Here is a 23,195-nt window from a genome sequence, read left to right on the forward strand (position 1 = left end):
ATCGGCTACGGTGAGTAGCGGTGACCGGACTTGAACCGGTGACACAGCGATTATGAGCCGCTTGCTCTACCGACTGAGCTACACCGCTGCGATGCGATTGGCACCCACCCGGCGTGAGCCGAGCGGGAGACCTCACACATCAGAGCCCCAATACGGAATCGAACCGTAGACCTTCTCCTTACCATGGAGACGCTCTGCCGACTGAGCTATTGGGGCGAGCGATGAAGACATTACACGCTCGGGCGCCGAAGGTGAAATCCGTATCGGGGCGCCGACCGTCCGCCCAGGGTCTGCTCAGGCACCACACCGGTACGACTATTCGGCTCCTCCCGGAAGCCGCCCGCGGCGCGCCCTAGGCTCGGGCTCGGATCACGCTGAGCGATCTTGAACCCAGGACATCCACAGGACATCCATCCACAGGACATCCAGGAGCGCGATGCCCGACAGCCATCCGCAGCAGCAGCCGCCCACCCACGACGGCGCGGCGCCCGAGGTCGCCCCCGCACTGGTGCTCGGCGGCGTCCGGCTCGCCGACGGCCGCACCGTGGACGTACGGGTCTGCGGCGGGCGCATCGAGGCGGTCGGCACGGCGGGCAGCCTGGTCCCCGGCACCCGGATCGACCTCGACGGCTATCTGCTGCTCCCCGCCCCCGCCGAGCCGCACGCCCACTGCGACACCGCCCTCACCGCCGACACCGTCGGGCCCGTCTCGTACGCGCCCGAGGAGGTCCAGCGCCGCACCACCGAGGCCGCCCTGCTGCACCTCGGCCACGGAGCGACCGCGCTGCGCACGCATGTGCCCATCGGCGGGGTGCACGGGTTGCGGTCCCTGGAGGCCGTCCTGCGCGCCCGGGAGGCGCTGCGCGGGCTCACCGACCTGTCCTCCGTGGCCGTGCCCCGGGTGCTGACCGGCGCGGCCGGGGCGGACGGCCTGGCGATGCTGCGGGACGCCGTGAAGATGGGCGCCGGGGTCATCGGCGGCTGCCCCGACCTCGACCCCGACCCCACCGGCCATGTGGAGGCCGTCCTCGACATCGCGGCCCGCCACGGCTGCGCCGTGGACCTGCACACGGACGGCGACGACCCGGCGCGGCTCGCCCGGCTCGCGGCGATGGCCGGCGGGTTGCGGCCGGGCGTCACGATCGGCCCCTGCGGAGGGCTGGCGCGGCTGCCGCGCGACGTGGTGGCGCGGGTGGCGGACCGGCTCGCGGCGGCCGGCGTCACGGTCGTCTGCCTGCCCCAGGGCGACTGCGCCGGGCTGGAGGACCGGCGCGCGCGAGGGGCGTACGCGCCGAGCTGCGCGCCGGTGCGGCTGCTGCGCTCGGCCGGGGTCCGGGTGGCCGCGGGCAGCGGGGCGCTGCGCGACGCCGCCAACCCGGTCGGGCGGGGCGACCCGCTGGAGGCCTCCTTCCTCCTGGCCTCGCGGGGCGAGGCGGAGCCCGAGGAGGCGTACGAGGCGGTCTGCGGGCGCGCCCGGGCCGCGCTCGGGCTGCCCGAGGTGCGCGTGGAGGCCGGGTTCCCGGCGGAGCTGCTCGCGGTGCGCGGGGACGGCCTGCCGGGCGTGCTCTCGCTCGCGTACAGCCGGGTGGTGGTCCACCAGGGGCGCGTGGTGGCGCGTACGAGCGCGGTGCGGGAGTACTGCGCCTCGGCGGCCGCGGCGGCGGCGCTGGACCTGCCGCGGCAGGCACGGCCGGACCACAGCGGCCGCCCGCAGCCGCCGGAGCGAGCCGACTGACCTGCCTGACCTGCCTGGCCTGCCTGACCTGGCCGGCCAGGCCGAGTCGGCTCAGAAGTCCTTCACGTCCGCCTTGTCCAGGCCGTCGACGTCGATGGTGAGGCCGTCGAGATCGCCGTCCGAGATCTCCCCCGAATCGTCCACGGTGAAGTGGTCCCCGGAGATCGCGTCGGCGGCGGCGTCGCCCCCGGCCTCATCGATGTCGCCCAGCATCATCCCGGCGGCCGCCTCCATCAGCTCCGTGATGTCCAGCTCGGTGGCGCCGGACGGAGCCGCGATCTTCCCGGCCTCGCCGAACGTCAACTTCAGCGGCAGCTTCTCACCCTTCTTCAGCCCCTCGGCGAGCGGAGCGAGATCCGCGCGGGCCCCGGCGAGCGCGCCGTTCTTGATGGCGAAGTCGACCGCGATCTTCTTGTTCGGCACATCCTTGAAGTCCTTGGCGGTCGGCAGGTCCTCGCCGCCCGGGATCTCGTCGGTGAACGGCCGCAGCTCGTTGAAGACACCGGTCAGCAGGGTCTTGACGGGCCCGGTGGCCACCACGTGGTCCGCCCCGTCACGGCGACCCTCGTCCTTGACGGTGACCTCACGGGCGAAGAGCTTCTTGAGCGACTTGGTGATCTTCTTGCTGGTCTCGGGGGAGATCTCGGACCCGCCGGACGCCTTCTTCCCGCCCTCGGCGCCGAACTCGTCGCGGGCCTTCTCCATCTCGGCGGTGTCGACCTTGATCCACCCGCCGTCGAAGAGCTTGCGCAGCACCTTGCCGCCGGGCGCGTCCTCGGGCAGCTCGTCGGCGGACGGCACGGGCTCGCCGGACAGCTCCCCGAACGCCCGCATGTCCACCCGTATGTACGCCGTCTCGCCCATGACCCGGTACTCGAGAAGATCGCCGTCGGGCCCGCTGAGCTTCACCCGGGTGCCGAGGAGGTCCTTGTCGTCGGCCTCGGCCAGCGGCTTCTTGGCCTGGACGGCCACACTGACCTTCATCCCGGCCAGCGCCTCGGCCTCCTCGCGCGTCATGGGCTCCGCCGCGCTGTCGCTCTTGGAGAGGGCGATGAGCTGCTCGGGCGTCGCGTCGAGGTCCAGCTCCACCGACAGGGACCGGCGCTCGCCGAGCTTGTCGGCCGCGTTCTCCAGCTTCTTCCCGGCCGAGATGTTCTCGATGGCGCCGCACGCGGCGACACCGGTGACCAGGGCGGTCGTACAGCCGACGGCGACCAGGGACTTACGCATGGTGGTCATGGCGGTGATCGGGACTCCTCCAGTCGGCTGAACAGACAACGTCGCCTGATCTCCCGGTCAGACTCGCGAGTGCCGAGGAGGGTTGCACGGCGTACGGTCGGGATCATGCGTATTGTCATCGCTGGAGGACACGGTCAGATCGCGCTGCGGCTGGAGCGGCTGCTCGCCCGGCGCGGGGACGAGGTCGCGGGCATCATCCGCCGCCCCGAGCAGGCGGGCGACCTGCTGGCGTCCGGGGCCGAACCGGTCGTATGCGACCTGGAGCAGGCGTCGGTGGACGACCTCGCCCAGCACCTGGAGGCCGCCGACGCCGCCGTCTTCGCGGCCGGCGCGGGCCCCGGCAGGGACGCCGCCCGCAAGGAGACGGTCGACCACGCCGCCACGGTGCTTTTCGCGGACGCGGCCGAGCGGGCCGGCGTACGGCGGTTCCTGGTCGTCTCCTCCATGGGCACCGACCGCGAGATCCCCCCGGACACCGACCCGGTCTTCGCCGCCTACCTGCGCGCCAAGACCGAGGCGGACACGGCCGTACGGGCCCGCCTGGCCCTCGACTGGACCATCCTGCGCCCGGGCCGCCTGACGGACGACCCGGGCACCGGCCAGATCACCCTGGCCGACCACGTCGACTACGGCTCGGTCACCCGCGACGACGTGGCCGCCGCCCTGCTCGCCCTCCTCGACGAGCCCCGTACGGCCCACCGCACGCTGGAGCTGGTGAACGGCCCGACGCCGATGGCCGAGGCGGTACGGGCGCTGGTCGCGTAGGCGCTCCGGCCGCGGTGTCCTTGGGTGCTCTTCAGAAGTCCACCCGGGTGGCCTCGTCCGCCCGGGCCACGGACTCCTGTGCGTACCGCCGCTCGTAGGCGTCCCGGATCCGCTCGATCCGCGGGTCGTGCGCCCGCGCCTCGGACACCGGGTACAGCAGGATCAGCTCGTACGACCGCTCCCGCTCGATCGTCCCGTTCTGGTCCCGCCACTGCCCCCGTCCGTCCTGGATCGTCAGCCCCGACGGAAAGCTCGGCGTGACCTCCTCGTCGACGAAGGCCATGAACTGCTTGTCGGTCACGGGCGGCCCGCCGTCGGGCCGCTGCGTCCCGAAGAACAACCGGGTCTCGACATACGGCTTGCCCCGGCTGACGGCGGAGGCGGGGCCCGAGGAGGCGGCGGACGCGGGCTCGTCGTCGAGCGCGGCGTACGCGGCGACGGGCGTGGCCGCGGCGAGAGCGAAGGCCACCCCGACGGCGGCGAGCCGCACACGCGGCTTCAAGGTCGACATCCCCCGATGATCCCGCCGCTCGCCGCCCCCGCGACAGACCGCCTCCCGGCGCCTCAGAGCCGTACGGGCAGCCGCAGCAGGTGGAACCCGTCCGCCGGCCAGTGACCGAATTCCAGTTCGTCCCGGCCGACCGCGAGCGCGGCGCCCGGCCGCCGGATGAGCACCTGGTCGAAGACCACCGAGGCGACGAGGCGGCCGAGGGCCGCGCCCAGGCAGTAGGTGGGCGCCGTGGCCGAAGGCGGGATGGCCGTCGCCGCGGCCGGACTCCCGGGTGATGTCGAGTCGTTCGGGCGCCTCCCCGTACTCGCGCGGGTCGTGGTCGGCGGCCAGCAGGGCCACGGTCACCGTCTCGCCCTTCTTCAGCGCGGTCCCGGCGAACTCGAAGTCCTCGGTGGCGTACATCGGGGCGCCGATCCTCACGAGCGTGACGTAGCGGAGCAGCTCGGGCACGGCACGCCCCAGCTGGCCGGGCTCGGCGCGGAGCCCGGCCAGCTGGTCGGGGTGATCGAAGAGGGCGAGGACCGCGTGGGCGAGGAAGAGGGCGGGCGGAGTGATGCCGGTGCTGATGAGCAGGAAGACCACCGAGACCAGCTCGTCCTCGGTGAAAGGCTCGCCGCCGCCATCGGTGTCGCGGCCGCCCTCGATCAACGCGGAGATCAGGTCCTCGGCGGGTTCGGCGCGCCGCCGCGCGATCAGCTCACAGATGACGACGGTGGTCGGATACGCGAACTCGCCCAGCAGATCCGCCTCACCCTTCTCGGCCGGCCCCCGGAGCAGCTCCTCGGCGGCCCGCTCCACGAACGACCGCAGCGCCGCGATGCGCCGGGCGGTGAACGCCCGGGTGAGCGGGGCGCGGCGCCGGGCGTGCTCCTCGCCGTCGAACAGCGCCAGATGACCGGTGACGTACTGCGTGTACTCGGTCGGAAATCCCTCGAACGCGGCCTCCACCAGCTCGGCCTGCGGATCCCCCTCCCCCGGCCCCGCCGGGCACCTTGGAATGGTCCCGGATGAGCCGCGGCTCGGCCAGGGCCGCCTTGACGTCGGCGTAGCGGGTGACGAGCCGGGCGGGGTCGTCAGCCCCGGAAGCCCCACCTGGGGGAGCTGGTCCCGCGCACGGAAGTCCGCGTACGCGCCGACCGGGTCCTCGACGAGCTCGGGGGGAGATGGACGGGGGAGGCAGCGGTGGCGTGTCGTGGGGTCATGCCGCGGAGCTTGCGGGCGGCGGCCTTCGCCGCGGTTTCAGCACGGTTTCACCGGTGGTCCGGAAAACCGGTCGTGGTGGGGGCGGCACGAATACCGGTTATCCCGGCGCGCCCGATGAGAAATCGCGCAATATACGCGGCGTTCTTGGGACGGGCGCATTACCGCGGCAGGCCCCCCAAAGGTAGGGGGACATTCCCCCGCCGCCGGGGGAGGTGTGCGGTCCATGGCGAGCGCACAGTGGAAGCGACGGAAGGATGGAGATATGAGTATGCACTCATGGCGTTTTTCGCGTCGTTTCGCAATGATCGTCGGCACCGGCTTCGCGGCGGCCGCCCTGATCGTTTTCGCGATCTTCTACGCCTCGAGCGCCAATTCCCCACCCAAGTCGACCACCCCCAAAAAATCCCATTCCTCCTCCGAGTCGGCCACACCCGAATCCGATCCCTCATCCGATCCCCCCGCGGATTCGACCGATCCGCCCGCGACGGACGCCTCGCCCGAGTCAACCGCTCCCCCCTCGGCGGACCAGCCCGCGCAGCAGCAGGACCCCACGGATCAGTCGGACCAGCCGACACCTGAGCAGCCCCCGTCCCAACAGCCGCAGGACACCCAGCAGCCCACGCCGGACCAGACGCAGCCGAACCCGCCCCCGCCTCCGCCGCCCCCGTCCGACCCGGCCCAGCAGCAGCCCACACCTGACCAGACCCAGCCGAACCCGCCCCCGCCTCCGCCCCCGCCGTCCGACCCGGCCCAGCAGCAGCCCACACCTGACCAGAGCCAGCCGAACCCGCAGCAGTCCCCGCCGCAGCAGCAGCCGCCGCCCCAGCCGGACCCCCAACAACAACAGCAGCAGCAGCCGACCGCGCCGTAGTTCTGCTGGTCAGGGTTGGGGTAGAGGCGTTGATGCTCGCGGGCCGCGTGGAAGGTCCAGTAGTCCTCGAAGTCTCCGTTCGTGATCAGCGCACGGAACTGGAGGACGGCTTCGGCGCCATCGAGTCCCCATCGGGCGCCGGTGATGTCGAGGCGGTCGGCAATGAGGTAACGACACCATGGCGCCCACCTCCACCCCGCCACGGTAGAAGCACCACGGCACCGACCCCTCGCCAATCAGTGTCTTCCCGCATCAGCCCCTAATTCAGGCCAGTTGCGAAGGACCGAGCCTCTTGATGACGTCGTGCATCTCCGCCTCGTCGGCCTCGTAGGCCGTCTCACCCATGCGCGGATCCCGGGCGTGAAGCGTATGGATCAGCGGCCCGTGCGGTGTCCAAAATGAGCTGGACGTCACTCCCGCGGATCGTCTCGGCCAGGTCCGCGTGATTCTGCAGGCCCAGGGCCCGCTGGACATCGACATCCAGGGCGACCGGCGGATGGTGAAACGCCAGCACGGTTCCCAAAGGCGCGGGCATGGCCAGCAGTTCACGCAGCCAGTCGAGCTGGCCGTTGTCCAAACGGCCGTAGCCCTTGCCCGGAACGAGCGTGTCCAGCGTGATCAACCGCCATCCACCCACCGTGCTGACCGCTGCCCGCTCACCCGCCGCCCCCTGATAAACAGCCTCGGGCTGCCGGTGGCCGCTGCCGAGTACCTCGCCGAACGCGGTGCGCTCGTCGTGGTTACCCGTCGTGTAGAAAACCTCCGCCCCGCGTCGACCGGCATAGTCGGACAGGAGCTCGCCCGCCCGCGTGTACGCCTCCCGAGAGCCGTCATCCGCAACATCACCGGTGACCACCACCGCAGCGGGCCAGGGCCTGTCCCACCAACTGCTGTTGCTGCCCAGGACGAACCAGCGGAACTACAGCCCCACATCTTGATCCCGACCGTCACTGCAGAGGACCGCCCCCATGCTCTACTTGTCCTCGCCTGTCATGTCGGACGATCTCCTCTGCGCCATCAGTGCTGGCGCACCCCGTCGATAACGAGTGTCAGTAGGCGGTCGGTTTCGGCCGCGCCGTCACTGTCGTGTTCGGTGGCCAGGGCGATGGCTCCGACGAGTTTGAGCAGCTGGGTGATGGTGACCTCGGGGCGTACGGCGTGCGCTTGGTGAGCGCGCGCGAGTAGTTCGCTGCCGGCGTTCACGATGAGCGTGTGGCAGGTGTCCCCAAGCGTCGGATCGCCGGCACCAGGCATCAGAGCTGCCCCCAGGCCCTTGTTGGTTACGGCGTGTGCCCCGACGGCGTGAAGCCAGGTGACGAGCGCGGCTTCCCGGTCAGGCTCGGTCGCGAGGTCGCGCGCCTTGGCGCAGAGGGTCTCCACCCGGTCTTTGAAGACGGCCTCCAACAGCGCCTGCCGGGAGGGGAAGTGCCGGTGCAGTGTGGCTGAGCCGACCCCGGCATGGCGCGCGATCTCCTCCAAGGAGGCTTCAACGCCGTGCTGGGCAATGGCGGCCCCGGCGGCGGCCAGGATCCGTTCATAGTTGCGCCGCGCGTCGGCGCGCATGGGACGCCTGGGCGAGGACGGCACGGTGGCGTCTTGGGACACGGGAGCTCCTGACGGCTTGCTAACCGGGGTGGTCCCCCATATCGTATCGAGCATTAACCGGAGGGCCACCCCAGTTATGGGTGTGGCCCTCCCCGGCGTGTGCGACATCCAGGAGAGACAGTGGAACCGACGGACAAGACCATCGTCGTGACGGGCGCGACCGGCCTGCAGGGCCGGGCAGTGACCAGGCATCTGCTCGACGGTGGCTGGCAGGTGCGCGCCCTCACGCGCAATCCGGACGGCGCGCCGGCCAAGGCCCTGGCCAGCGCCGGCGCGCAGCTCGTACGCGCGGAGATGGAGGACGTCTCCTCTCTCATCGACGCTGCCGAAGGCGCCTACGGGCTGTTCAGCGTCCAGCCCACGGTGGGCTCCCCCGGTACGGCGGCGGACTTCTCCGCCGAGGACGAGGTCCGCTGGGGAATGAACATCGCCGAAGCCGCCGAAACCGCCGGCATCAGGCACCTTGTCTTCAGCTCGGTCGCCGGCGCGGACCGCCACGGCCGTGAGGCGTTGCCCCAGAACCTGATCAGCAAGTGGCAGGTCGAGCAGCACCTCGCGAAGCTCGGCCTGCCCGCCACGATTCTGCGGCCGGTGTCCTTCATGGAGAACTACACCGGTAAATACGCCCTGCAAGGCGGCAACCTGGTCTCAGGTATCGCCCCCGACGTTCCGCTGCAGATCATGGCCGTGGACGATGTCGGTTTTGTCACCGCGTTGGCCTTTTCCCGGCCCCAGGAGTGGATCGGGCGAGCTATGGCCTTGGCCTGCGACGAACTGACCCCGGTCCAGATCGCCGCGCACATCGGGACGGCAATCGGGCGCCCGCTTCCGTACGCCCGGATTCCGATAGAAACGATCCGCGCCGTAAACGAGCAGTTCGCGTTCGCCCACGAGTGGCTGAACGAACGCGGTTACCGCGCCGACATCCCCGCCACGCGACGGATGCACCCCGCCGCGATGGACTTCCGCACCTGGCTGGAGCGAACCGGTGCAGCCCAGATCACGGCATTCCTGAACGCTCAGGATGCTGAGGGACAGGACGCGTGAGCGGTCAGAGGCCCCACCTTGGGCGTATCGGCATCTGGGCCGGCGAACTCGACGACTGCCCGGCTGCCGGTGTCCGCGAGGCCGTGACCACGATCGAGGAGCTCGGCTTCGGCACCTTGTGGTTCCCCGAGACGGCGGGGCGGGAAGCGATGGCGCAGGCCGGGATCCTGCTGTCGCAGACCCGCCGGATCGTGGTGGCGGCCGGCAGCACGGACATCTACGCACGCGACCCGGTGACCACCGCCGCCGCGCAGCGCACCCTTGAGGAGGCATTCCCCGGACGCTTCCTGCTCGGCCTGTGGGACAGCCACCCCAGCCTCGCCGAAGATATCCGCGGCCACCGCTTCGGCCCCCCACTGCCCACCATGCGCGCCTACCTCGACGCGCTGGACACCGCCCCGTTCGGGCCGCCGGCCACGGGCCCCTCGCCCCACCGCGTGCTCACGGCCCTGGACCCCGGCATGCTCGCACTCGCCGCCGAACGAGCCTGGGGCGCAAACCCGTTGGGCATGCCGGTCGAACACACCCGCAACTCCAGAGCAGTGCTCGGACCCACCGGGCTCCTGGCCGTCACCCAGCTGTGCGTGCTCGGCCCGGACCGCTCGCACACCATGGCGCTGGCTCGCACCACGGCAGCAGCCGCCCTGCCCAACCGCCGCACCCTGCTCCCAGACCTGGGGTACGAGAACGTGGACTCGCTCAACGACCGGCTCGTCGACGCGCTCGTGGCCCACGGCACCGCCGAGGACATCGTCCGCCGCGTTCACGAGCACCTTGACGCCGGGGCCGACCACGTCAGCCTCCACCTCCTCACCACCACGCCCCACACCCTGCCCGCACAGCAGTGGAAGCAACTCGCCGCACACCTGCTGCCCTGACCCGGCCCGGGAACGTGGCGAACAGGCGCGGCTCTGCTGTTCTCGCCGCCCTGTTCGCCGAGCAAGCCGAGGAGATGCCTTGCCCTCCGTGCCGTCATCTCTCTTTGAGCCTCTCCGGGAACAGTTCTCGGCTCTCCTGCCCGAGCGACCCGAGTTCGCCCCCACGCATCCGCTGGGCTGCCACCGCCGCCGCGTTCCGGACAGGATGGTGTTCGGACTGGTTGTCGAAGCACTGGTACACGGCTCCGGATACGAACGAGTCGCCACCGCCGACTGCTCGGACTGGACCATCCGCAGCAGGCTCAGAGAGTGGAGCCACCTGGGACTGGCACACGAACTGCACCGCATCGCGCTGACCGCGTACGACAAGATGATCGGCCTGGAGCTGTCCGAGCTGTCCGTCGACGGCTGTCACACCAAGGCCCCATGCAAGGGCGACAAGTCAGGGCCGTCACCAGTCGACCGGGCCGAGCAAGGGCTGAAGCGTTCCACCCTGGTCGACGGCGGCGTGATACCGCTCGGTCTCGCCTCAGCCGGCGCCAACCGGCACGACTCGGTCCTGCTCGAACCGACCATCGAAGCCGCCAAGCAGCAGGTCGGGAACCTGCCCACGCAATTCGACATGCAAGAAAGCTCTACCGGTGGCCGCGCCGCCCAACTGCACGTCGCCTGAGGTGACGCCTAACCTCGGTCACCCTTAGCGTCAGAAGCCGGTGCTCCACCGGCGAGGGACGCCCGCGCCACGCATCACGGCCCCTCCAGCAGGAGCACGGACGGCACCTGGTCGGGGAAGGTCAGCCGCAGCAGGTTGTACCCGATGCCGGCCCGCCCGTACATCAGCCCGGGCAGGGAGTCCGGGCTCAGCTGCCCGGTCAGCCAGCCCTCGCGGCCCAGCCGGAGCAGGGCGCCGACGGCCCGCCGCACGCTCGCCGTCCCGGCCTCGTCACCGCGCCGCTGGGCGGCGAGCTGGAGGAACTCCAGGTTGCCCAGGTCGCCGTGGCACAGGCCGTTGTTCCCCATCGAGAACAGCGCGTCCCCGTCGGGGCCGAACAGATGGGCGCGGGTGGTGCGCTCGGCGATCCGCAGATCCTCCTCGGCCAACTCCGCCGTATCCGCCGCCGTATCCGCCGTACCCGCCTCGCTCATCGCCGAGGCGCGCAGGATGCCGAGGCGGCTCATCCCGATTCCCGGGGCCCCGTGGCACCAGGCCGGCAGGTGTCCGCCGCTGCCGCCGTGCTCCTCGGCCCGGTGGCCGGGCCAGTTGCCCACCGCCGTATCGAGAGCGGACCGTTCGTAGCGCAGCGCCCCGGCGATCGTCCGCGCGTACTCGGGCCGCGGCCGTACGGCGTGCAGCCGCGCGAGCGCGTACGCGATACCGCCCGCCCCCCGCGATATTCCGGTCGGCGGCCGCGGACCGGGCCTGGTCGGCCAGCCGAGCCCGTCGCCCATCGGCGCGGCGGCCTGGAGCAGCCGCGCCGCCGCCCGCTCGGCCACCTGGAGCGCGGCGGAGCCGGGGCGTGCCGCGTGCAGGGCCAGCGCCGACAGGATGGCGCCGGCGCTCCCGCCGATCACGTCGTACGTGCTGTCCAGCGCGATGTGCTTGCTGAGCGTCTCCAGGCTGTGCTCGGCCGCGTCGAGGACATCGGCCCTCCGGTGGCGTGCGCCGACGTGGGCGAGGTAGTAGATCAGGCTGCCGGTGACGCCGAAGGCGCCCGCGTCCGCGTGTTGCTCCAGCGCCTCCCTCAGCAGCGCCTGAGGCATGGACGCGAGCCGGTGGGCCACGGCCAGTGCCTGCCCGGCCAGCGACGCGGCGGTCAGCTCGGCGTACTCCCCGAGGCGCGGATCGTCGCTCAGCGCGGCGGCGACCGACAGGAACAGCCCCACGCCCGGCATCCCCGTGTACAGGTCGGGCGTGGGCGGCCCGACCTGCCGGCTGGAATCGTCGAGGAAGTTGAGCCCGATCCAGCCGAGCCGGTCCTGTCGCCTGATCGCCGTGTCGCACAGGCCGTGGGCCAGCCGCAGCGCCTCCTCCAGCACATCGTCGGGCGCCGGCGCGCGGTCGGGCAGGGGCAGCCGGACAGCCCGCTGGCGGGTGGCCGTGGCGGGCCGCAGCGCTTCGAAGGCCCGCCTGATCAGCGTCGTCTGGACGGCCAGATCCTCCTCGCCGAACTCGGCGAGCCGTCGGCGGGCCACCTCGATGGGAGCCTCCTCCAGAAAGCCGGGGATCCGTACGCCGTCGCCGTCCACGAGGTCCCGCGAGCCGGGCGTCGACGAAAAGAACGGCACGTCTCCCCGGCGCAGGTCGCGCAGCTCCGACGGCACCAGCCGCTCCCAGGGCCGGCCGCCGTCCGCGCCGAGCGCCAGGCGGGCGAGGAGCCGGTCGCGGTCGAGCGCGTCGCGGAGGAAGTCGGGGTGCCGGCTGTCCTCCAGCAGGGAGGAGTAGTACGCGATGGCGCGCGGGACATGACGCAGCTCCACATCGGCGAACCGGTCCAGCAGAGCGGCCCAGCCCGCCCGGTCGTTCCCGATCGCCCGGTACGTCCACGCGAAGCCCGCCTCCAGGTCGGCCGCGTGCTCGCGGGGATCGGCCGGCTCCCCGTCCAGGCGCGGCCGGCCGGCCGTGTCCTCTCGCGCGTTCCCCTGGTCGCGGACCACGAGCTTCGAGGGGAGCAGGCCGACGGACAGCACGCCCTCCGCCATGAGGCCGTCGGCCGGAGCGGTCAACAGCCGGGTGGCGGGGGCGGGCAGGGCGCCGTGGAACAGCGCCTCCATATCGATCACCACGGGGTACGCGCCGTGGGCGACCAGGTTCTCGTGGTGCACGTCCACGCCGCACAGGACGTGGTGCAGGGCGAGCAGCGCCCCGGTGCGCCAGGAAAAGTGCCGCACCTCCTCGGGCGTCCGGCACGGCAGGGCCTCCACGAAGCCGGACCAGCCGTAGCCGTCGCGGGCCAGGGTGGCCTGGGCGATCAGGTCGTGGGGCGGGGCCTGCCGGTGGAACCAGCCCAGGACCTCCCCCCAGGCCAGATCGGCGTCGAGCGGCCGCGGCTTGTAGACGACGGTGGCGCCGGTGAACGAGACGATGGCGACGCCGCGGCCGCGCCGGTGGGTGCCACCCGCCCTGAACCGCACGTCGGTGACCTCGCCGAGCCCGCCGTCGCACCAGGTGTCCAGCTCGGCCAGATCGGCCACCAGACGCTCCGCGAGCTCGGCGCGCGAGTCCACCCAGCCCGTCAGCAGGTCACCGATGTGGCGCAGCAGTACCGGGTATTCGGCCCACAGCGCCCGCCGCGTCGCGGGATCGCCGAGCAGACGGAGGTAGTCGGCGTACCGCTCCCGCGGCGTGTCCCCGCGCAGCCGCCCCTCGATCCGGGCCACGTTGAGCTCGCGCACCATGGTGCGCCCCGTGATCCGGGCGATGTCCTCGCTGGGCCACGCCCGGGCCAGCAGGCCGGGGAGGGTCGCCAGCCGCGACCCCGCCGTGCTCTCCGCGGCCCGGGCGCCGAGTTCGCGCTGGCTGCCGCGGACCAGGGCGGCGACCGGGCGGATGAGCGCCATCTCGTCGGCGCGGACGAGATACGGATACACCCGCGACGACGAGTCCGCCTCCGCCTCACCCAGAGCCGCCCGGCGGTCGACGGCCCGTACCCAGTCCGGGGTCGGCGTCGGCCAGTCCTGCCGGCACTGCGGGCCGAGGCGGTTGAGGAAGTCGTCGTGGGTGAGGCCGAGCGCGTGGACGGCCGACGCCAGCGCCTCGCCCGGGCCGAGCGTGTCGCTCCAGCGACTCGGGTCGCCTTTCACCGGCGACGGTGGCCTCTCGTGCAGATACGCGGCGTTGTGCCAGGGAAGCTCGCTGAAGGACATGGCATGCCTTTCGAACAGCCCTCCCCCGTGATCGCGGGCGGCACGGGGGAAGGCGGATGTGGGGGATCAGCGCCGGCAGACGTTGCGGCTGATGGCGCATCAGGCATGGTCAGGGGTGGGCGGGGGGCGCGGTGAGCGCCTCCCGGTATTCCGGTCCTTCCAAGCTTTTACGGTGTTCATCGGATCTCCTTTTGTCCTTTCCTTGATGGCCCGGGCTTTTCGGAGTGACATTCCGCAGAGTTCCGCGGCGCTGTTGGCGGAACCTTGGCCTGAACTTGAACTGGCTGCTCGAAGCCGGTTTTGGCAGGGTGGAAACCTGACAACGGGGGGAGCGGGTCATGGCGGTTGAGTTCCGCGTGCTCGGCGACGTCGGGGGGTACGTCGACGGAAAAGCCTTGGACCTGGGCCATGCGCAGCAGCGCTCCGTGCTGGCCGTGCTGTTGGTGGAGGCTCAGCGCACCGTGTCGGCGGAGCAGCTCGTCCACCGGATCTGGGGCGAACAAGCCCCCCAGCGCGCCAAGGGGACGCTCTACAGCTATCTGTCCCGGCTGCGGGGCGCGTTGGCCGTGGCCGAGGAGGAGTGCCGGATCGCCCGGCGCTCGGGCGGCTACACGCTGCTGGTCGACCCCGACGCCGTGGACCTGCACCGCTTCCGCGCGCTGGTCGAGCAGGCCCGCGCCGCCGACGAGGCATCGGTCGCCGCGCCTCTCTTCGATCAGGCCCTGGGGGCGTGGCGGGGGGACTTCTGCGCGTCCTGTGACACCCCGTGGATCGGTTCCGTACGTGAGGGATTACGGCAGGAGCGGCTTGCCGCCCTGCTGGACCGCGGCGACACCCAACTCCTGCTCGGCCGCCACCAAGAGCTGCTGACCGAGCTGTTGGGCCTCGTCGAGGAGCAGCCGCTCAACGAGCGCCTGGCCGGCCACATCATGCTGGCGCTGTACCGCGGCGGGCGAGCCGCGGAGGCGCTGACCCACTACGACGGCTTCCGGCGCAGGCTGGCCGAGGAGCTGGGCGTCGACCCCGGGCCGCGCCTGAGGCTGCTGCACCAGCGGGTCCTCACCTCGGCCCCGGAGCTCGCCCCGCCCGCCCCCGCGCCGACCCGGCCGGCCCGCCGCCCCGTACCCGCCCACCTCCCGGCTCCCCCGGCCAGGTTCACCGGCCGCACCCAGGAACTGGACCAACTCGCCCGCTTCCTGGACGGACGCGCCGGGCCCGACGGCCCCGTGACCATGGCGGCGATCACCGGTCCCGGCGGCATCGGCAAGACCTGGCTGGCCCTGCACTGGGCCCACCACCACCTGCCGGACTTCCCCGACGGACAGCTCTACGTCAACTTGCGGGGCTTCGACCCCTCCGCCGAGCCCGTCCCGGTGGCGGCGGCCATACGCGGCCTCCTCGACGCCCTTGGCGCCGACCCGGCGGCCATACCTTCGGACGTGGAGGGGCAGGCCGGGCTGTACCGGAGCCTGGTCGCGGGCAAACGCCTGCTCATCCTGCTCGACAACGCCCGCGACAGCGACCAGGTCCGGCCCCTGCTGCCCGGCAGCCCCACCTGCACCGTGCTGATCACCAGCCGCCACCGCCTCACCGGACTCGCCGCCACCCACGGAGTCCGCGCCCTCGGTCTCGACGTACTCTCCGAGGCCGAGGCACGCGCCCTCCTCACCCGCCACCTCGGCGACCACCGAGTGACGGCCGAACCCGCGGCCGTCCACACACTCCTGAACCACTGCGGAGGACTTCCGCTGGCCGTCGGCATCCTGGCCGCCCGCGCCGCCGCCCACCCGGACCTCCCCCTCTCGGCCCTCGCCGAGGAGGTCGAGGAGGCCGCCACCAGACTCGACGCCCTGGACACCGGCGATGTCGCCGCCGACCTGCGGGCGGTGTTCTCCTCTTCCTACCGCGCCCTCGGAGCCGACGCGGCCGAAACCCTGAGCCTCCTCGGCCTCGCCCCCGGGCCGGACATCAGCGTCTCCGCCGTCGCGAGCCTCACCGGTCTCCCCACACCCCGGGCCCGCGCACACCTGCGCACCCTGCAGGCCGCACACCTGCTCCAGCAGCACTCCCCCCACCGCCACCGCGTGCACGACCTCGTCCGCCTCTACGCCGCCGAACAGGCCGAGACCCTCCCCACCGCCCACCGCCAGTCCGCCCGACGCCGCCTCCTGGACTTCTGCCTCCACACCGCCGGCGCCGCCGCCGAACTCCTCGACCCGCACCGGGACCGGATCCCCCTGCCCGACCCCCGGCCAGGCGTGTCACCCCAGGAGTTCACCGACGAGGAAAGCGCCCTGACCTGGTTCACCGCCGAGCACCCGTTCCTGCTCGGCGCCCTGGACCTGGCCCGCGCCTTCGGCTTCGACTCCCACGTCTGGATGCTCGCCCAGGCCCTCGAGCCGTTCTTCGACTACCGCGGCCACTGGCGCGACTGGGCCGACACCCAGCACATCGCGCTGCTCGCCGCCCAGCGCCTCGGCAACGCGTCCTGGCAGGCCGGCGCCCATCGCGGCCTCGGCGCGGTCTACACCCAGATCAGACGTCTCGACGACGGCCACACCCACTTCCAGCACGCCCTCGACCTCTACCGCCGCTCAGCCGAACCCCTCGGCCAAGCACACGCCTACCGGGGACTGAGCTGGGTGTTCGTGGAGCAGGACCGCCTGCGCGACGCCCTCGTCCACAACGAACAGGCCCTCGCGCTCTACCGGCGGACAAACCACCCGACCGGACAGGCCAAGTCGCTGAACAACGCCGGCTGGCTCCACGCCATGCTCGGCGAATACCAGCGCACCCTCGACTACTGCACCGAAGCCGTCGAGCTCAACCAGAAGTCCGGAAACCGGCACGCCGAGGCCGGAGCATGGGACAGCCTCGGCTACGCCCACCACCACCTCGGCAGCCACACCGACGCCGTCACCTGTTACCAGCGCGCCCTCGACCTCGTGCGCGAATTCGGCGACCGGTGCGGAGAGGTCGAGATCCTCGGCCACCTCGGCGACAGCCACGCCGCCCGCGACGCACCCGACGCGGCCCGATCCGTATGGCAGCACGCCCTGAAGATCGCCGACGAGATCGACCACTTGGCCTCGGACGAACTCCGGGAGAAGCTCGGTGCCCTCGACGCGCTCGGGGCCTGTCCGGGCGAGTGACCGGGCGAGTAACCGACCTGGCTCGGTCACCACCGCTTCAGGGGCGTGGTGAAGACAAGCTCGGTGCGGTCCCCGGACAGGGTGACGTCGGAGAACTCCACGACCCGGCCGTTGATGTCGACGGAGATCTTCCGGAGGAGGATCACCGAGACGCCCTTCTCCAGCCCGAGTTCTCCGGCCTCCTCCACGGTCGGCGGGCGAGCCGTGATCCGCTCCTCCACCCGGTCCAGCTCGATGCCGATCGCGTGGAGCTGGCTCTGCGTGCCGCCGGGCCACGGTTCGTTCGCCTCGTCGAGCAGGTCCGGGTTGGCCGCCGCCACCTCGTGGACGAGATACGAGCGCACGAGCGCGAAGGGGAAGCCCTCGCGGCAGTTCGTGCGGTAGGTCCGTTCCAGCAGCCGCGTGCCGACCGGCACGCCGAACACCGCCGCACGATCCGCGTCGGCCTTCGCCTCGCGGTACTCGGCGCGGAAGACGAGGTCGCTGACCTCCAGCCCGGTGTCGTGTTCCGTGGAGCCGGTCTTCAGGCGCTCGCCCCGCGCCTGGCGCACCCGGTCCTTCTCCCACTGGTGCCGGTCGTTGTTCCGCTCCACCCGGTTCAGCTCCACCCGCCGGCGGGGCTTGCGGACGAAGGTCCCCATGCGGTGCTCACCGCCCTCGATTGGCCGGACGGTCTCAGGATAGGTCCTTGAGCGAATGTGAGGATTCCTTGAACGACAACGACCCCCGGCTGCGTTTCCGCAGCTCAGGGGCCGTTTTCCCAGCGTGGCGGCGCCAGGATTCGAACCTGGGTAGGCTAAGCCGACGGATTTACAGTCCGCTCCCATTGGCCACTCGGGCACACCGCCTGGGATGTGACCAGGGGCTCTGCTCCCGCTGTCGGGAACCCCCTGGCGACGACGTAAACAATACCCGATGACAGGGGGTGCTCCGCCACTGGGTTGATCCCGTCTCGATCATGGCTGGGATGGCTAGGCTGGCCCGTGCGGTCCGGCGGGCCGTGCCCCTGACAGATCTATGTACGAGGAGCCAACTCAAGATGGCCGACTCCAGTTTCGACATCGTCTCGAAGGTCGAGCGGCAGGAGGTCGACAACGCTCTCAACCAGGCGAGCCGCGAGATCTCCCAGCGCTACGACTTCAAGAATGTCGACGCCTCGATCGCGTGGTCGGGCGAGCGGATCGAGATGCGCGCGAACTCCGAGGAGCGGGTCAAGGCGATCCTCGACGTCTTCGAGTCCAAGCTGATCAAGCGCGGGATCTCGCTGAAGGCGCTGGACGCGGGCGAGCCGCAGGCCTCCGGTAAGGAGTACAAGATCTTCGCCTCGCTGCAGGAGGGGATCTCCCAGGAGAACGCCAAGAAGGTCGCCAAGATCATCCGTGATGAGGGCCCGAAGGGCGTGAAGGCGCAGGTGCAGGGCGACGAGCTGCGGGTGTCGTCCAAGAGCCGGGACGACCTGCAGGCCGTCATCGCGCTGCTCAAGGGCAAGGACCTCGACTTCGCGGTGCAGTTCATCAACTACCGGTGAGCGTCACCACTGCCGTCCGGGCAGAGCCCTCTCCGGCTCTCCCTTGTATGGGCGGGCAGCCTGTTTCCGGGCTGCCCGCCCTTGGCGTGTGTCTTCCGCCGGCTTCCGTCCGCTTCCGCCGGAGCGGCTACCAGCGCCCGCTCGCGAAGGGGCGGTCCGAGGAGACGATCTCGTGACCCAGGGGGGTCAGGGATATCGGGATCAGCTTGAAGTTGGCCAGGCCCAGCGGGATGCCGATGATCGTGAGGCACAGGATGGCGCCGGTGATGATGTGGCCGAGCGCCAGCCACCAGCCCGCGAGGACGAGCCACAGCACATTGCCGACGCAGGAGGGCGCGCCGGCGTCGCGGCGGGGGACGGCGGTGCGGCCGAAGGGCCAGAGGGCGAAGCCCGCGATGCGCCAGGAGGCGATGGCGAAGGGTATGCCGATGATGGTGACGAAGAGGAGCAGCCCGGCGATCAGGTAGGCACAGGCCAGCCAGAAACCGGAGAGGATCAGCCAGATGAGGTTAAAGATCGTCTTCATGGCTGGCGACCTGCCATCTGTTCGAGGCGGGCGATGCGCTCCGCCATGGGCGGGTGGGTGGAGAAGAGCTTGGCCATGCCCTCGCCGGCGCGGAAGGGGTTGGCGATCATCATGTGGCTCGCGGTCTCCAGGCGGGGCTCAGGCGGCAGTGGGAGCTGCTGGGTGCCCGCCTCGAGCTTGCGGAGGGCGTTGGCGAGGGCGAGGGGGTCTCCGGTGAGCTGGGCGCCGGAGGCGTCGGCCTCGTACTCGCGGGAGCGGCTGACGGCGAGCTGGATGACGGTGGCCGCGAGCGGGCCGAGGATCATGATCAGCAACATGCCGAGGAAGCCAGGGCCCTCGTCGTCGTCGGACCGGCCGATCGGGATCAGCCAGGCGAAGTTGACCAGGAACATCACGACGCTGGCGAGCGCGCCGGCGACGGACGAGATGAGGATGTCGCGGTTGTAGACGTGGCTGAGCTCATGGCCGAGGACGGCGCGCAGCTCACGCTCGTCCAGGAGGCGCAGGATGCCTTCGGTGCAGCAGACGGCCGCGTTGCGCGGGTTGCGGCCGGTCGCGAAGGCGTTGGGCGCCTCGGTCGGGGAGATGTAGAGGCGCGGCATGGGCTGGCGTGCGGCGGTGGAGAGCTCGCGGACCATGCGGTAGAGCTGGGGGGCCTCGAACTCGCTCACGGGCCGCGCGCGCATGGCGCGCAGGGCGAGCTTGTCGCTGTTCCAGTACGCGTACGCGTTGGTGCCCAGCGCCACCAGGACCGCCACGATCAGGCCGGTACGGCCGAAGAGGCTGCCGACGACGATGATGAGGGCGGACAGTCCCCCGAGCAGTACGGCGGTTTTGAGCCCGTTGTGCCGACGATGCACGGTGCGCCCTCCAAAAGATGCCGCAAGAGAACCCTTTTTCGCGGTGTCTCCACCTTCCAGTGGACCCTTCCGCATTGGTCAACGCCATACGGAGGTCGCTGGTTCCCTAGTGCACACGTGGCGGGCCGGTGGGCCGCCGGAATGAGACCTCAGGAAGAGGTCACAGCAGGGCGCCGGAGGCGAAGCGCAGGACGAGCTGCGGGGCTCCGGAGAGGGCGATGCCGAGGACGGCGGCAAGGCCGATGACCGCGGTGAGCGAGGCGGGGACCGCGCGGGTGGCCGCGGGCCCCGTCTCCGGGGCCGCCGGCTCCGCGGCGGGCGCGGGCGCGCGGAAGAGGACGGCCGTCCACTGGAGGTAGTAGTAAAGCGCGATCACGACGTTCACGGCCATGACGACGGCGAGCCAGCCCAGCCCCGCGTCCACGGCCGCCGAGAAGACGGTGACCTTGGCGAACAGGCCGATGACGCCGGGCGGCAGCCCGGCCAGGCAGAGCAGGAAGAAGCCGAGCGCGAGGGCGGTCAGGGGGCGGGAGGCGTACAGGCCGCGGTAGTCGCTGAGGCGGCCCGTGGGGTGCGTGCGCGACACCAGGGCGGCGACCGCGAAGGCGCCGAGGTTCACGGCGGCGTACATGAGGGCGTACGCGACCGTGGAGCCGACGGCGTGCGCCGCGTCGCCGGAGGAGTCGGCGTAACCGGCCGCCGCGACGGGGACCAGCAGATAGCCCGCCTGGCCGACGGAGGACCAGGCCAGCAGGCGTACGGCGCTGTGCGCGCGCTCGGGGCGCTGGCGCAGCGCGGCGACGTTGCCGGCAGTCATGGTGAGCGCGGCCAGCAGCGCGACGGCCGGGCCCCACACGTCGGCGTACGCGGGGAAGGCGAGGACGGCGACCAGGATGAGGCCGGAGAAGCCGACCGTCTTGCCGATGACGGAGAGGTACGCGGCCACCGGGAGCGGGGCGCCGACGTAGGTGTCGGGGACCCAGAAGTGGAACGGCACGGCGGCGGTCTTGAAGGCGAAGCCCACCAGGGTGAGCACGACGCCGGCCTGGGCGAGCGTGTCCAGCCGCGGGTCGACGTGGCCGAGGGCGGCGGCGATCCGGGACAGGTGGAGGCTGCCGGTGGCGGCGTAGACGAAGCTGACGCCCATCAGCATGACCGCGGTCGCGGTGACCGAGGAGAGGAAGAACTTCAGGGCGGCCTCGGAGGAGAGGCGGTCGCCGCGGCGCAGCCCTACGAGTGCGAAGGCCGGCAGAGAGGCGACCTCCAGGGCGACGACGAGGGTGGCAAGGTCGCGGGAAGCGGGCAGGAGGGCCGCGCCCGAGGCGGAGGACAGCAGCAGGAACCAGAATTCGCCGGCGGGAAGTTTGCTGCCCGCGCCTGGGCCTCCAGCGTCCTCGGGGCCCTCGGGTCCGCGGTCGTGAACCATGCTCATGGACAGCAGGGCCGTCAGAAGGGCTCCGCCGAGCACCAGGAACTGGATGACGACGGCGAATTCGTCGGCCGTATAGCTGCACACGCCTGGGTCGGAGGTCAGGCAGAAGGTGCGGCGGTCCCCGGCGCGGAGCGGCAGCAGGAAGAGCGCGGCCAGGGCGAGGCCTCCGGTCGCGAGCCAGCCCAGGAGGCGTTTGTTCCGCTCGGCGAGGAAGAGGTCGGCGACCAGGACGGCCAGGGCGGCCGCGGCGGCGATGGTGGGCGGGGCGATCGCGAGCCAGTCGACGGACTGGACGTAGCCTCCGGCGAGCGCGGTCATCAGTGGCCTCCCGCGAGGAGTTGCTGCACGGCCGGGTCGGTGAGGCCGAGGAGGACCGCGGGCCACAGTCCGCCGAGGACGGTGAGGGCGACCAGCGGGGTCCAGGCGGCGAATTCGTAGCCGCGTACGTCCGCCAGGGCGGGGCGGAGCGGCCCGAGGGTCGCCCCGGCGGGCCCCGCGGCCTCCGCGGGCCCGCCTGTGGTCCCGCCCGCGGGTGCCCCGGTGAGCGTTCCGCCCATCTCCGCCTCCGGGTGCTCGCCCATGCAGACGCGGCGTACGACGACGAGCAGGTACGCGGCGGTCAGCAGGGTGCCCAGGCCCGCGAGCGCCATAAAGGTGAGGAAGGCGGGGCGGCTGAGCCCGTCGGCGGGCTGGAACGCGCCGAACATGGCGAGCATCTCGCCCCAGAACCCGGCGAGCCCCGGCAGCCCCAGGGAGGCGACGGCGGCGAAGGCGAGGAGGCCGCCCAGGCGCGGCGCCCGGCCGTACAGGGCCGCTCCGCCGGTGCCGGAGAGCTGGTCCAGGTCGGTGGTGCCGCAGCGGTCCTTGAGGGCGCCGACGAGGAAGAAGAGCAGGCCGGTGATCAGGCCGTGCGCGATGTTGGCGAACAGCGCCCCGTTGAGCCCGGTGGGGGTGAGCGTGGCGATGCCGAGCAGCACGAAGCCCATATGGCCGACGGAGGAGTACGCGATCAGCCTCTTGAGGTCGCCCTTGGCCCCGGAGCGGGCCAGGGCGAGGCAGGCGAGGGAGCCGTAGACGATGCCGACGGCGGCGAGGGCGGCGAGGTAGGGCGCGAAGGTGTGGGCCCCCTCGGGCGCGATGGGCAGCACGATGCGCACCAGCCCGTACGTGCCCATCTTGAGCAGCACGCCCGCGAGGAGGACGGAGCCGACGGTGGGCGCGGCGGTGTGGGCGTCCGGGAGCCAGCTGTGCAGGGGCCACATGGGGGCCTTGACGGCGAGGCCGACGCCGATGGCGATGACCGCGATCAGCTGGGTGGTGTGGCTGAGCTTCCCGCCGTTGTCGGAGGCGAGTGCCACCATGTCGAAGGTGCCGCCCTTGAGCCCGACGAGGAGGAGGCCGAGCAGCATGACGACGGAGCCGAGAAGCGTGTAGAGGATGAACCTCCAGGCGGCGCGCTCGCGCCCGGCGCCGCCCCATCGGTTGATGAGGAAGTACATCGGGATGAGCACCGTCTCGAACGCCAGGAAGAACAGCATCAGGTCGAGGACGGCGAAGCTGGCCAGGGTGCCGGACTCCAGGAGCAGCAGCAGCGCGACGAAGGCCTTCGGGGAGGGCCCGGCGGGCATGTTGAAGTAGCTGTAGAGGGCGCACAGGAAGGTCAGCAGCGCGGTCAGCACGAGGAGGGGGAGCGAGACGCCGTCCACGCCGAGGTGGATCCGGATGTCCAGGGCCGGGATCCAGCTGATGTCGGTCTGCGCCTGCATGGCGGCCGGGCGGTCGTGGTCGAAACCCGCGGCGAGCGCGACGGCGACGGCCAGGACGACCCCGGTGACCGTGACGCCGTGCCGCAGCACGGCCTGGTCCGGGCCGCGGCCGCGCAGCCCGGGCGGGGCGGGGAGGAGCGCGGCGGCCGAGCCGAGGAGAGGGATGACGATCAGGGCCGCGAGGAGCGACTGCAGGACGGTGTGGTTCACGGG

The 23,195-nt window shown here is 71.6% G+C and carries 17 protein-coding genes, 3 tRNA genes and 3 pseudogenes; 8 read left to right on the forward strand and 15 right to left on the reverse strand.

Annotated features, from left to right (window positions below):
* Window positions 1–15: 15 nt before the first annotated feature.
* Window positions 16–88 (reverse strand) — tRNA-Met (locus PV419_RS12665).
* 55 nt (window positions 89–143) lie between these two features.
* Window positions 144–216, reverse strand: a tRNA-Thr gene (locus tag PV419_RS12670).
* Between the two features lie 220 nt (window positions 217–436).
* On the opposite strand from PV419_RS12670, the gene PV419_RS12675 reads away from it, so the two are divergent.
* Window positions 437–1,735 carry an amidohydrolase family protein gene (locus tag PV419_RS12675; protein ID WP_319688058.1) on the forward strand — a complete coding sequence of 433 codons (1,299 nt, stop codon included), beginning with the start codon at window positions 437–439 and terminating at the stop codon, window positions 1,733–1,735.
* A gap of 51 nt (window positions 1,736–1,786) precedes the next feature.
* Here PV419_RS12675 and PV419_RS12680 read toward each other — a convergent pair whose 3' ends face one another.
* A complete protein-coding gene (locus PV419_RS12680) occupies window positions 1,787–2,974 on the reverse strand; it encodes a hypothetical protein (RefSeq protein ID WP_319688059.1) in 1,188 nt (395 codons plus the stop codon).
* Between the two features lie 105 nt (window positions 2,975–3,079).
* On the opposite strand from PV419_RS12680, the gene PV419_RS12685 reads away from it, so the two are divergent.
* Window positions 3,080–3,739 (forward strand): NAD(P)H-binding protein, encoded by a 660-nt coding sequence (locus tag PV419_RS12685; RefSeq protein WP_319688060.1) that lies wholly within the window; start codon window positions 3,080–3,082, stop codon window positions 3,737–3,739.
* Window positions 3,740–3,770: 31 nt separating this feature from the next.
* Here PV419_RS12685 and PV419_RS12690 read toward each other — a convergent pair whose 3' ends face one another.
* Window positions 3,771–4,250, reverse strand: a complete 480-nt coding sequence (locus PV419_RS12690; protein ID WP_319688182.1) for a DUF3574 domain-containing protein — start codon at window positions 4,248–4,250, stop codon at window positions 3,771–3,773.
* A gap of 327 nt (window positions 4,251–4,577) precedes the next feature.
* A pseudogene (locus tag PV419_RS12695) lies at window positions 4,578–5,342 on the reverse strand (cytochrome P450); the annotation flags it as partial.
* Window positions 5,343–5,754: 412 nt separating this feature from the next.
* On the opposite strand from PV419_RS12695, the gene PV419_RS12700 reads away from it, so the two are divergent.
* A complete protein-coding gene (locus PV419_RS12700) occupies window positions 5,755–6,324 on the forward strand; it encodes a hypothetical protein (RefSeq protein WP_319688194.1) in 570 nt (189 codons plus the stop codon).
* Here the strand turns inward: PV419_RS12700 and PV419_RS53250 are convergent.
* The 3 genes and pseudogenes from PV419_RS53250 to PV419_RS12710 form a co-directional block, all read right to left on the reverse strand.
* Window positions 6,321–6,500, reverse strand: a pseudogene (locus PV419_RS53250) (ISKra4 family transposase); the annotation flags it as partial. The gene PV419_RS12700 and the pseudogene PV419_RS53250 sit on opposite strands and share 4 nt — an antisense overlap.
* A gap of 161 nt (window positions 6,501–6,661) precedes the next feature.
* Window positions 6,662–7,180, reverse strand: coding sequence for a metallophosphoesterase (locus PV419_RS12705; protein WP_319688061.1), 519 nt, complete (start codon window positions 7,178–7,180; stop codon window positions 6,662–6,664).
* Between the two features lie 161 nt (window positions 7,181–7,341).
* Entirely contained in the window at window positions 7,342–7,887 is a 546-nt protein-coding gene (locus tag PV419_RS12710) for a helix-turn-helix domain-containing protein (RefSeq protein WP_319688062.1), read from the reverse strand.
* A 162-nt stretch (window positions 7,888–8,049) separates the two neighbouring features.
* Here PV419_RS12710 and PV419_RS12715 point away from each other — a divergent pair, with 162 nt between their 5' ends.
* From PV419_RS12715 to PV419_RS12725, 3 genes and pseudogenes are all read left to right on the forward strand, one after another.
* Window positions 8,050–8,976: an NmrA/HSCARG family protein gene (locus PV419_RS12715; protein ID WP_319688063.1), complete on the forward strand. Its 927-nt coding sequence runs from the start codon at window positions 8,050–8,052 to the stop codon at window positions 8,974–8,976.
* Window positions 8,973–9,854, forward strand: a complete 882-nt coding sequence (locus tag PV419_RS12720) for a TIGR03620 family F420-dependent LLM class oxidoreductase (RefSeq protein ID WP_319688064.1) — start codon at window positions 8,973–8,975, stop codon at window positions 9,852–9,854. The genes PV419_RS12715 and PV419_RS12720 overlap by 4 nt, the downstream gene beginning before the upstream one ends.
* Before the next feature lie 79 nt (window positions 9,855–9,933).
* Window positions 9,934–10,464: pseudogene (locus PV419_RS12725) on the forward strand (IS5/IS1182 family transposase); the annotation flags it as partial.
* A gap of 137 nt (window positions 10,465–10,601) precedes the next feature.
* Here the strand turns inward: PV419_RS12725 and PV419_RS12730 are convergent.
* Window positions 10,602–13,718 carry a type 2 lanthipeptide synthetase LanM family protein gene (locus PV419_RS12730; protein ID WP_319688065.1) on the reverse strand — a complete coding sequence of 1,039 codons (3,117 nt, stop codon included), beginning with the start codon at window positions 13,716–13,718 and terminating at the stop codon, window positions 10,602–10,604.
* 338 nt (window positions 13,719–14,056) lie between these two features.
* Between PV419_RS12730 and PV419_RS12735 the strand changes: the two genes are divergently transcribed.
* Window positions 14,057–16,870: an AfsR/SARP family transcriptional regulator gene (locus tag PV419_RS12735; protein WP_319688066.1), complete on the forward strand. Its 2,814-nt coding sequence runs from the start codon at window positions 14,057–14,059 to the stop codon at window positions 16,868–16,870.
* Window positions 16,871–16,896: 26 nt separating this feature from the next.
* On the opposite strand, the gene PV419_RS12740 is transcribed toward PV419_RS12735, so the two are convergent.
* Window positions 16,897–17,511, reverse strand: a complete 615-nt coding sequence (locus tag PV419_RS12740; protein ID WP_319688067.1) for a UTRA domain-containing protein — start codon at window positions 17,509–17,511, stop codon at window positions 16,897–16,899.
* A 125-nt stretch (window positions 17,512–17,636) separates the two neighbouring features.
* Window positions 17,637–17,718: transfer RNA gene (locus tag PV419_RS12745), tRNA-Tyr, on the reverse strand.
* A gap of 191 nt (window positions 17,719–17,909) precedes the next feature.
* Between PV419_RS12745 and PV419_RS12750 the strand changes: the two genes are divergently transcribed.
* Window positions 17,910–18,398, forward strand: coding sequence for a YajQ family cyclic di-GMP-binding protein (locus PV419_RS12750; RefSeq protein ID WP_319688068.1), 489 nt, complete (start codon window positions 17,910–17,912; stop codon window positions 18,396–18,398).
* A gap of 127 nt (window positions 18,399–18,525) precedes the next feature.
* Here PV419_RS12750 and PV419_RS12755 read toward each other — a convergent pair whose 3' ends face one another.
* From PV419_RS12755 to PV419_RS12770, 4 genes are all read right to left on the reverse strand, one after another.
* A complete protein-coding gene (locus PV419_RS12755) occupies window positions 18,526–18,924 on the reverse strand; it encodes a YccF domain-containing protein (protein ID WP_319688069.1) in 399 nt (132 codons plus the stop codon).
* Window positions 18,921–19,784 carry a zinc metalloprotease HtpX gene (gene htpX / locus PV419_RS12760; protein WP_319688070.1) on the reverse strand — a complete coding sequence of 288 codons (864 nt, stop codon included), beginning with the start codon at window positions 19,782–19,784 and terminating at the stop codon, window positions 18,921–18,923. The genes PV419_RS12755 and htpX overlap by 4 nt, the downstream gene beginning before the upstream one ends.
* 160 nt (window positions 19,785–19,944) lie before the next feature.
* On the reverse strand, window positions 19,945–21,534 hold the full coding sequence (locus PV419_RS12765; RefSeq protein WP_319688071.1) for an NADH-quinone oxidoreductase subunit N: 1,590 nt from the start codon (window positions 21,532–21,534) through the stop codon (window positions 19,945–19,947).
* Window positions 21,534–23,192 carry an NADH-quinone oxidoreductase subunit M gene (locus tag PV419_RS12770; RefSeq protein WP_319688072.1) on the reverse strand — a complete coding sequence of 553 codons (1,659 nt, stop codon included), beginning with the start codon at window positions 23,190–23,192 and terminating at the stop codon, window positions 21,534–21,536. Before PV419_RS12770 ends, PV419_RS12765 begins: the two co-directional genes overlap by 1 nt.
* Window positions 23,193–23,195: the final 3 nt, after the last annotated feature.

It is taken from the genome of Streptomyces sp. ME19-01-6, from assembly GCF_033793745.1.
Classification (GTDB): domain Bacteria; phylum Actinomycetota; class Actinomycetes; order Streptomycetales; family Streptomycetaceae; genus Streptomyces.

Excerpts from the sequence above, each read along its gene's own strand:
- PV419_RS12710 (WP_319688062.1), bottom strand. The coding sequence starts at position 7,887 with ATGCGCGCCGACGCGCGGCGCAACTATGAACGGATCCTGGCCGCCGCC.
- PV419_RS12675 (WP_319688058.1), top strand. The coding sequence starts at position 437 with ATGCCCGACAGCCATCCGCAGCAGCAGCCGCCCACCCACGACGGCGCG.
- PV419_RS12690 (WP_319688182.1), bottom strand. The coding sequence starts at position 4,250 with ATGTCGACCTTGAAGCCGCGTGTGCGGCTCGCCGCCGTCGGGGTGGCC.
- PV419_RS12730 (WP_319688065.1), bottom strand. The coding sequence starts at position 13,718 with ATGTCCTTCAGCGAGCTTCCCTGGCACAACGCCGCGTATCTGCACGAG.
- PV419_RS12700 (WP_319688194.1), top strand. The coding sequence starts at position 5,755 with ATGATCGTCGGCACCGGCTTCGCGGCGGCCGCCCTGATCGTTTTCGCG.
- PV419_RS12685 (WP_319688060.1), top strand. The coding sequence starts at position 3,080 with ATGCGTATTGTCATCGCTGGAGGACACGGTCAGATCGCGCTGCGGCTG.
- PV419_RS12755 (WP_319688069.1), bottom strand. The coding sequence starts at position 18,924 with ATGAAGACGATCTTTAACCTCATCTGGCTGATCCTCTCCGGTTTCTGG.
- PV419_RS12740 (WP_319688067.1), bottom strand. The coding sequence starts at position 17,511 with ATGGGGACCTTCGTCCGCAAGCCCCGCCGGCGGGTGGAGCTGAACCGG.
- PV419_RS12735 (WP_319688066.1), top strand. The coding sequence starts at position 14,057 with ATGGCGGTTGAGTTCCGCGTGCTCGGCGACGTCGGGGGGTACGTCGAC.
- PV419_RS12750 (WP_319688068.1), top strand. The coding sequence starts at position 17,910 with ATGGCCGACTCCAGTTTCGACATCGTCTCGAAGGTCGAGCGGCAGGAG.
- PV419_RS12680 (WP_319688059.1), bottom strand. The coding sequence starts at position 2,974 with ATGACCACCATGCGTAAGTCCCTGGTCGCCGTCGGCTGTACGACCGCC.
- PV419_RS12765 (WP_319688071.1), bottom strand. The coding sequence starts at position 21,534 with ATGACCGCGCTCGCCGGAGGCTACGTCCAGTCCGTCGACTGGCTCGCG.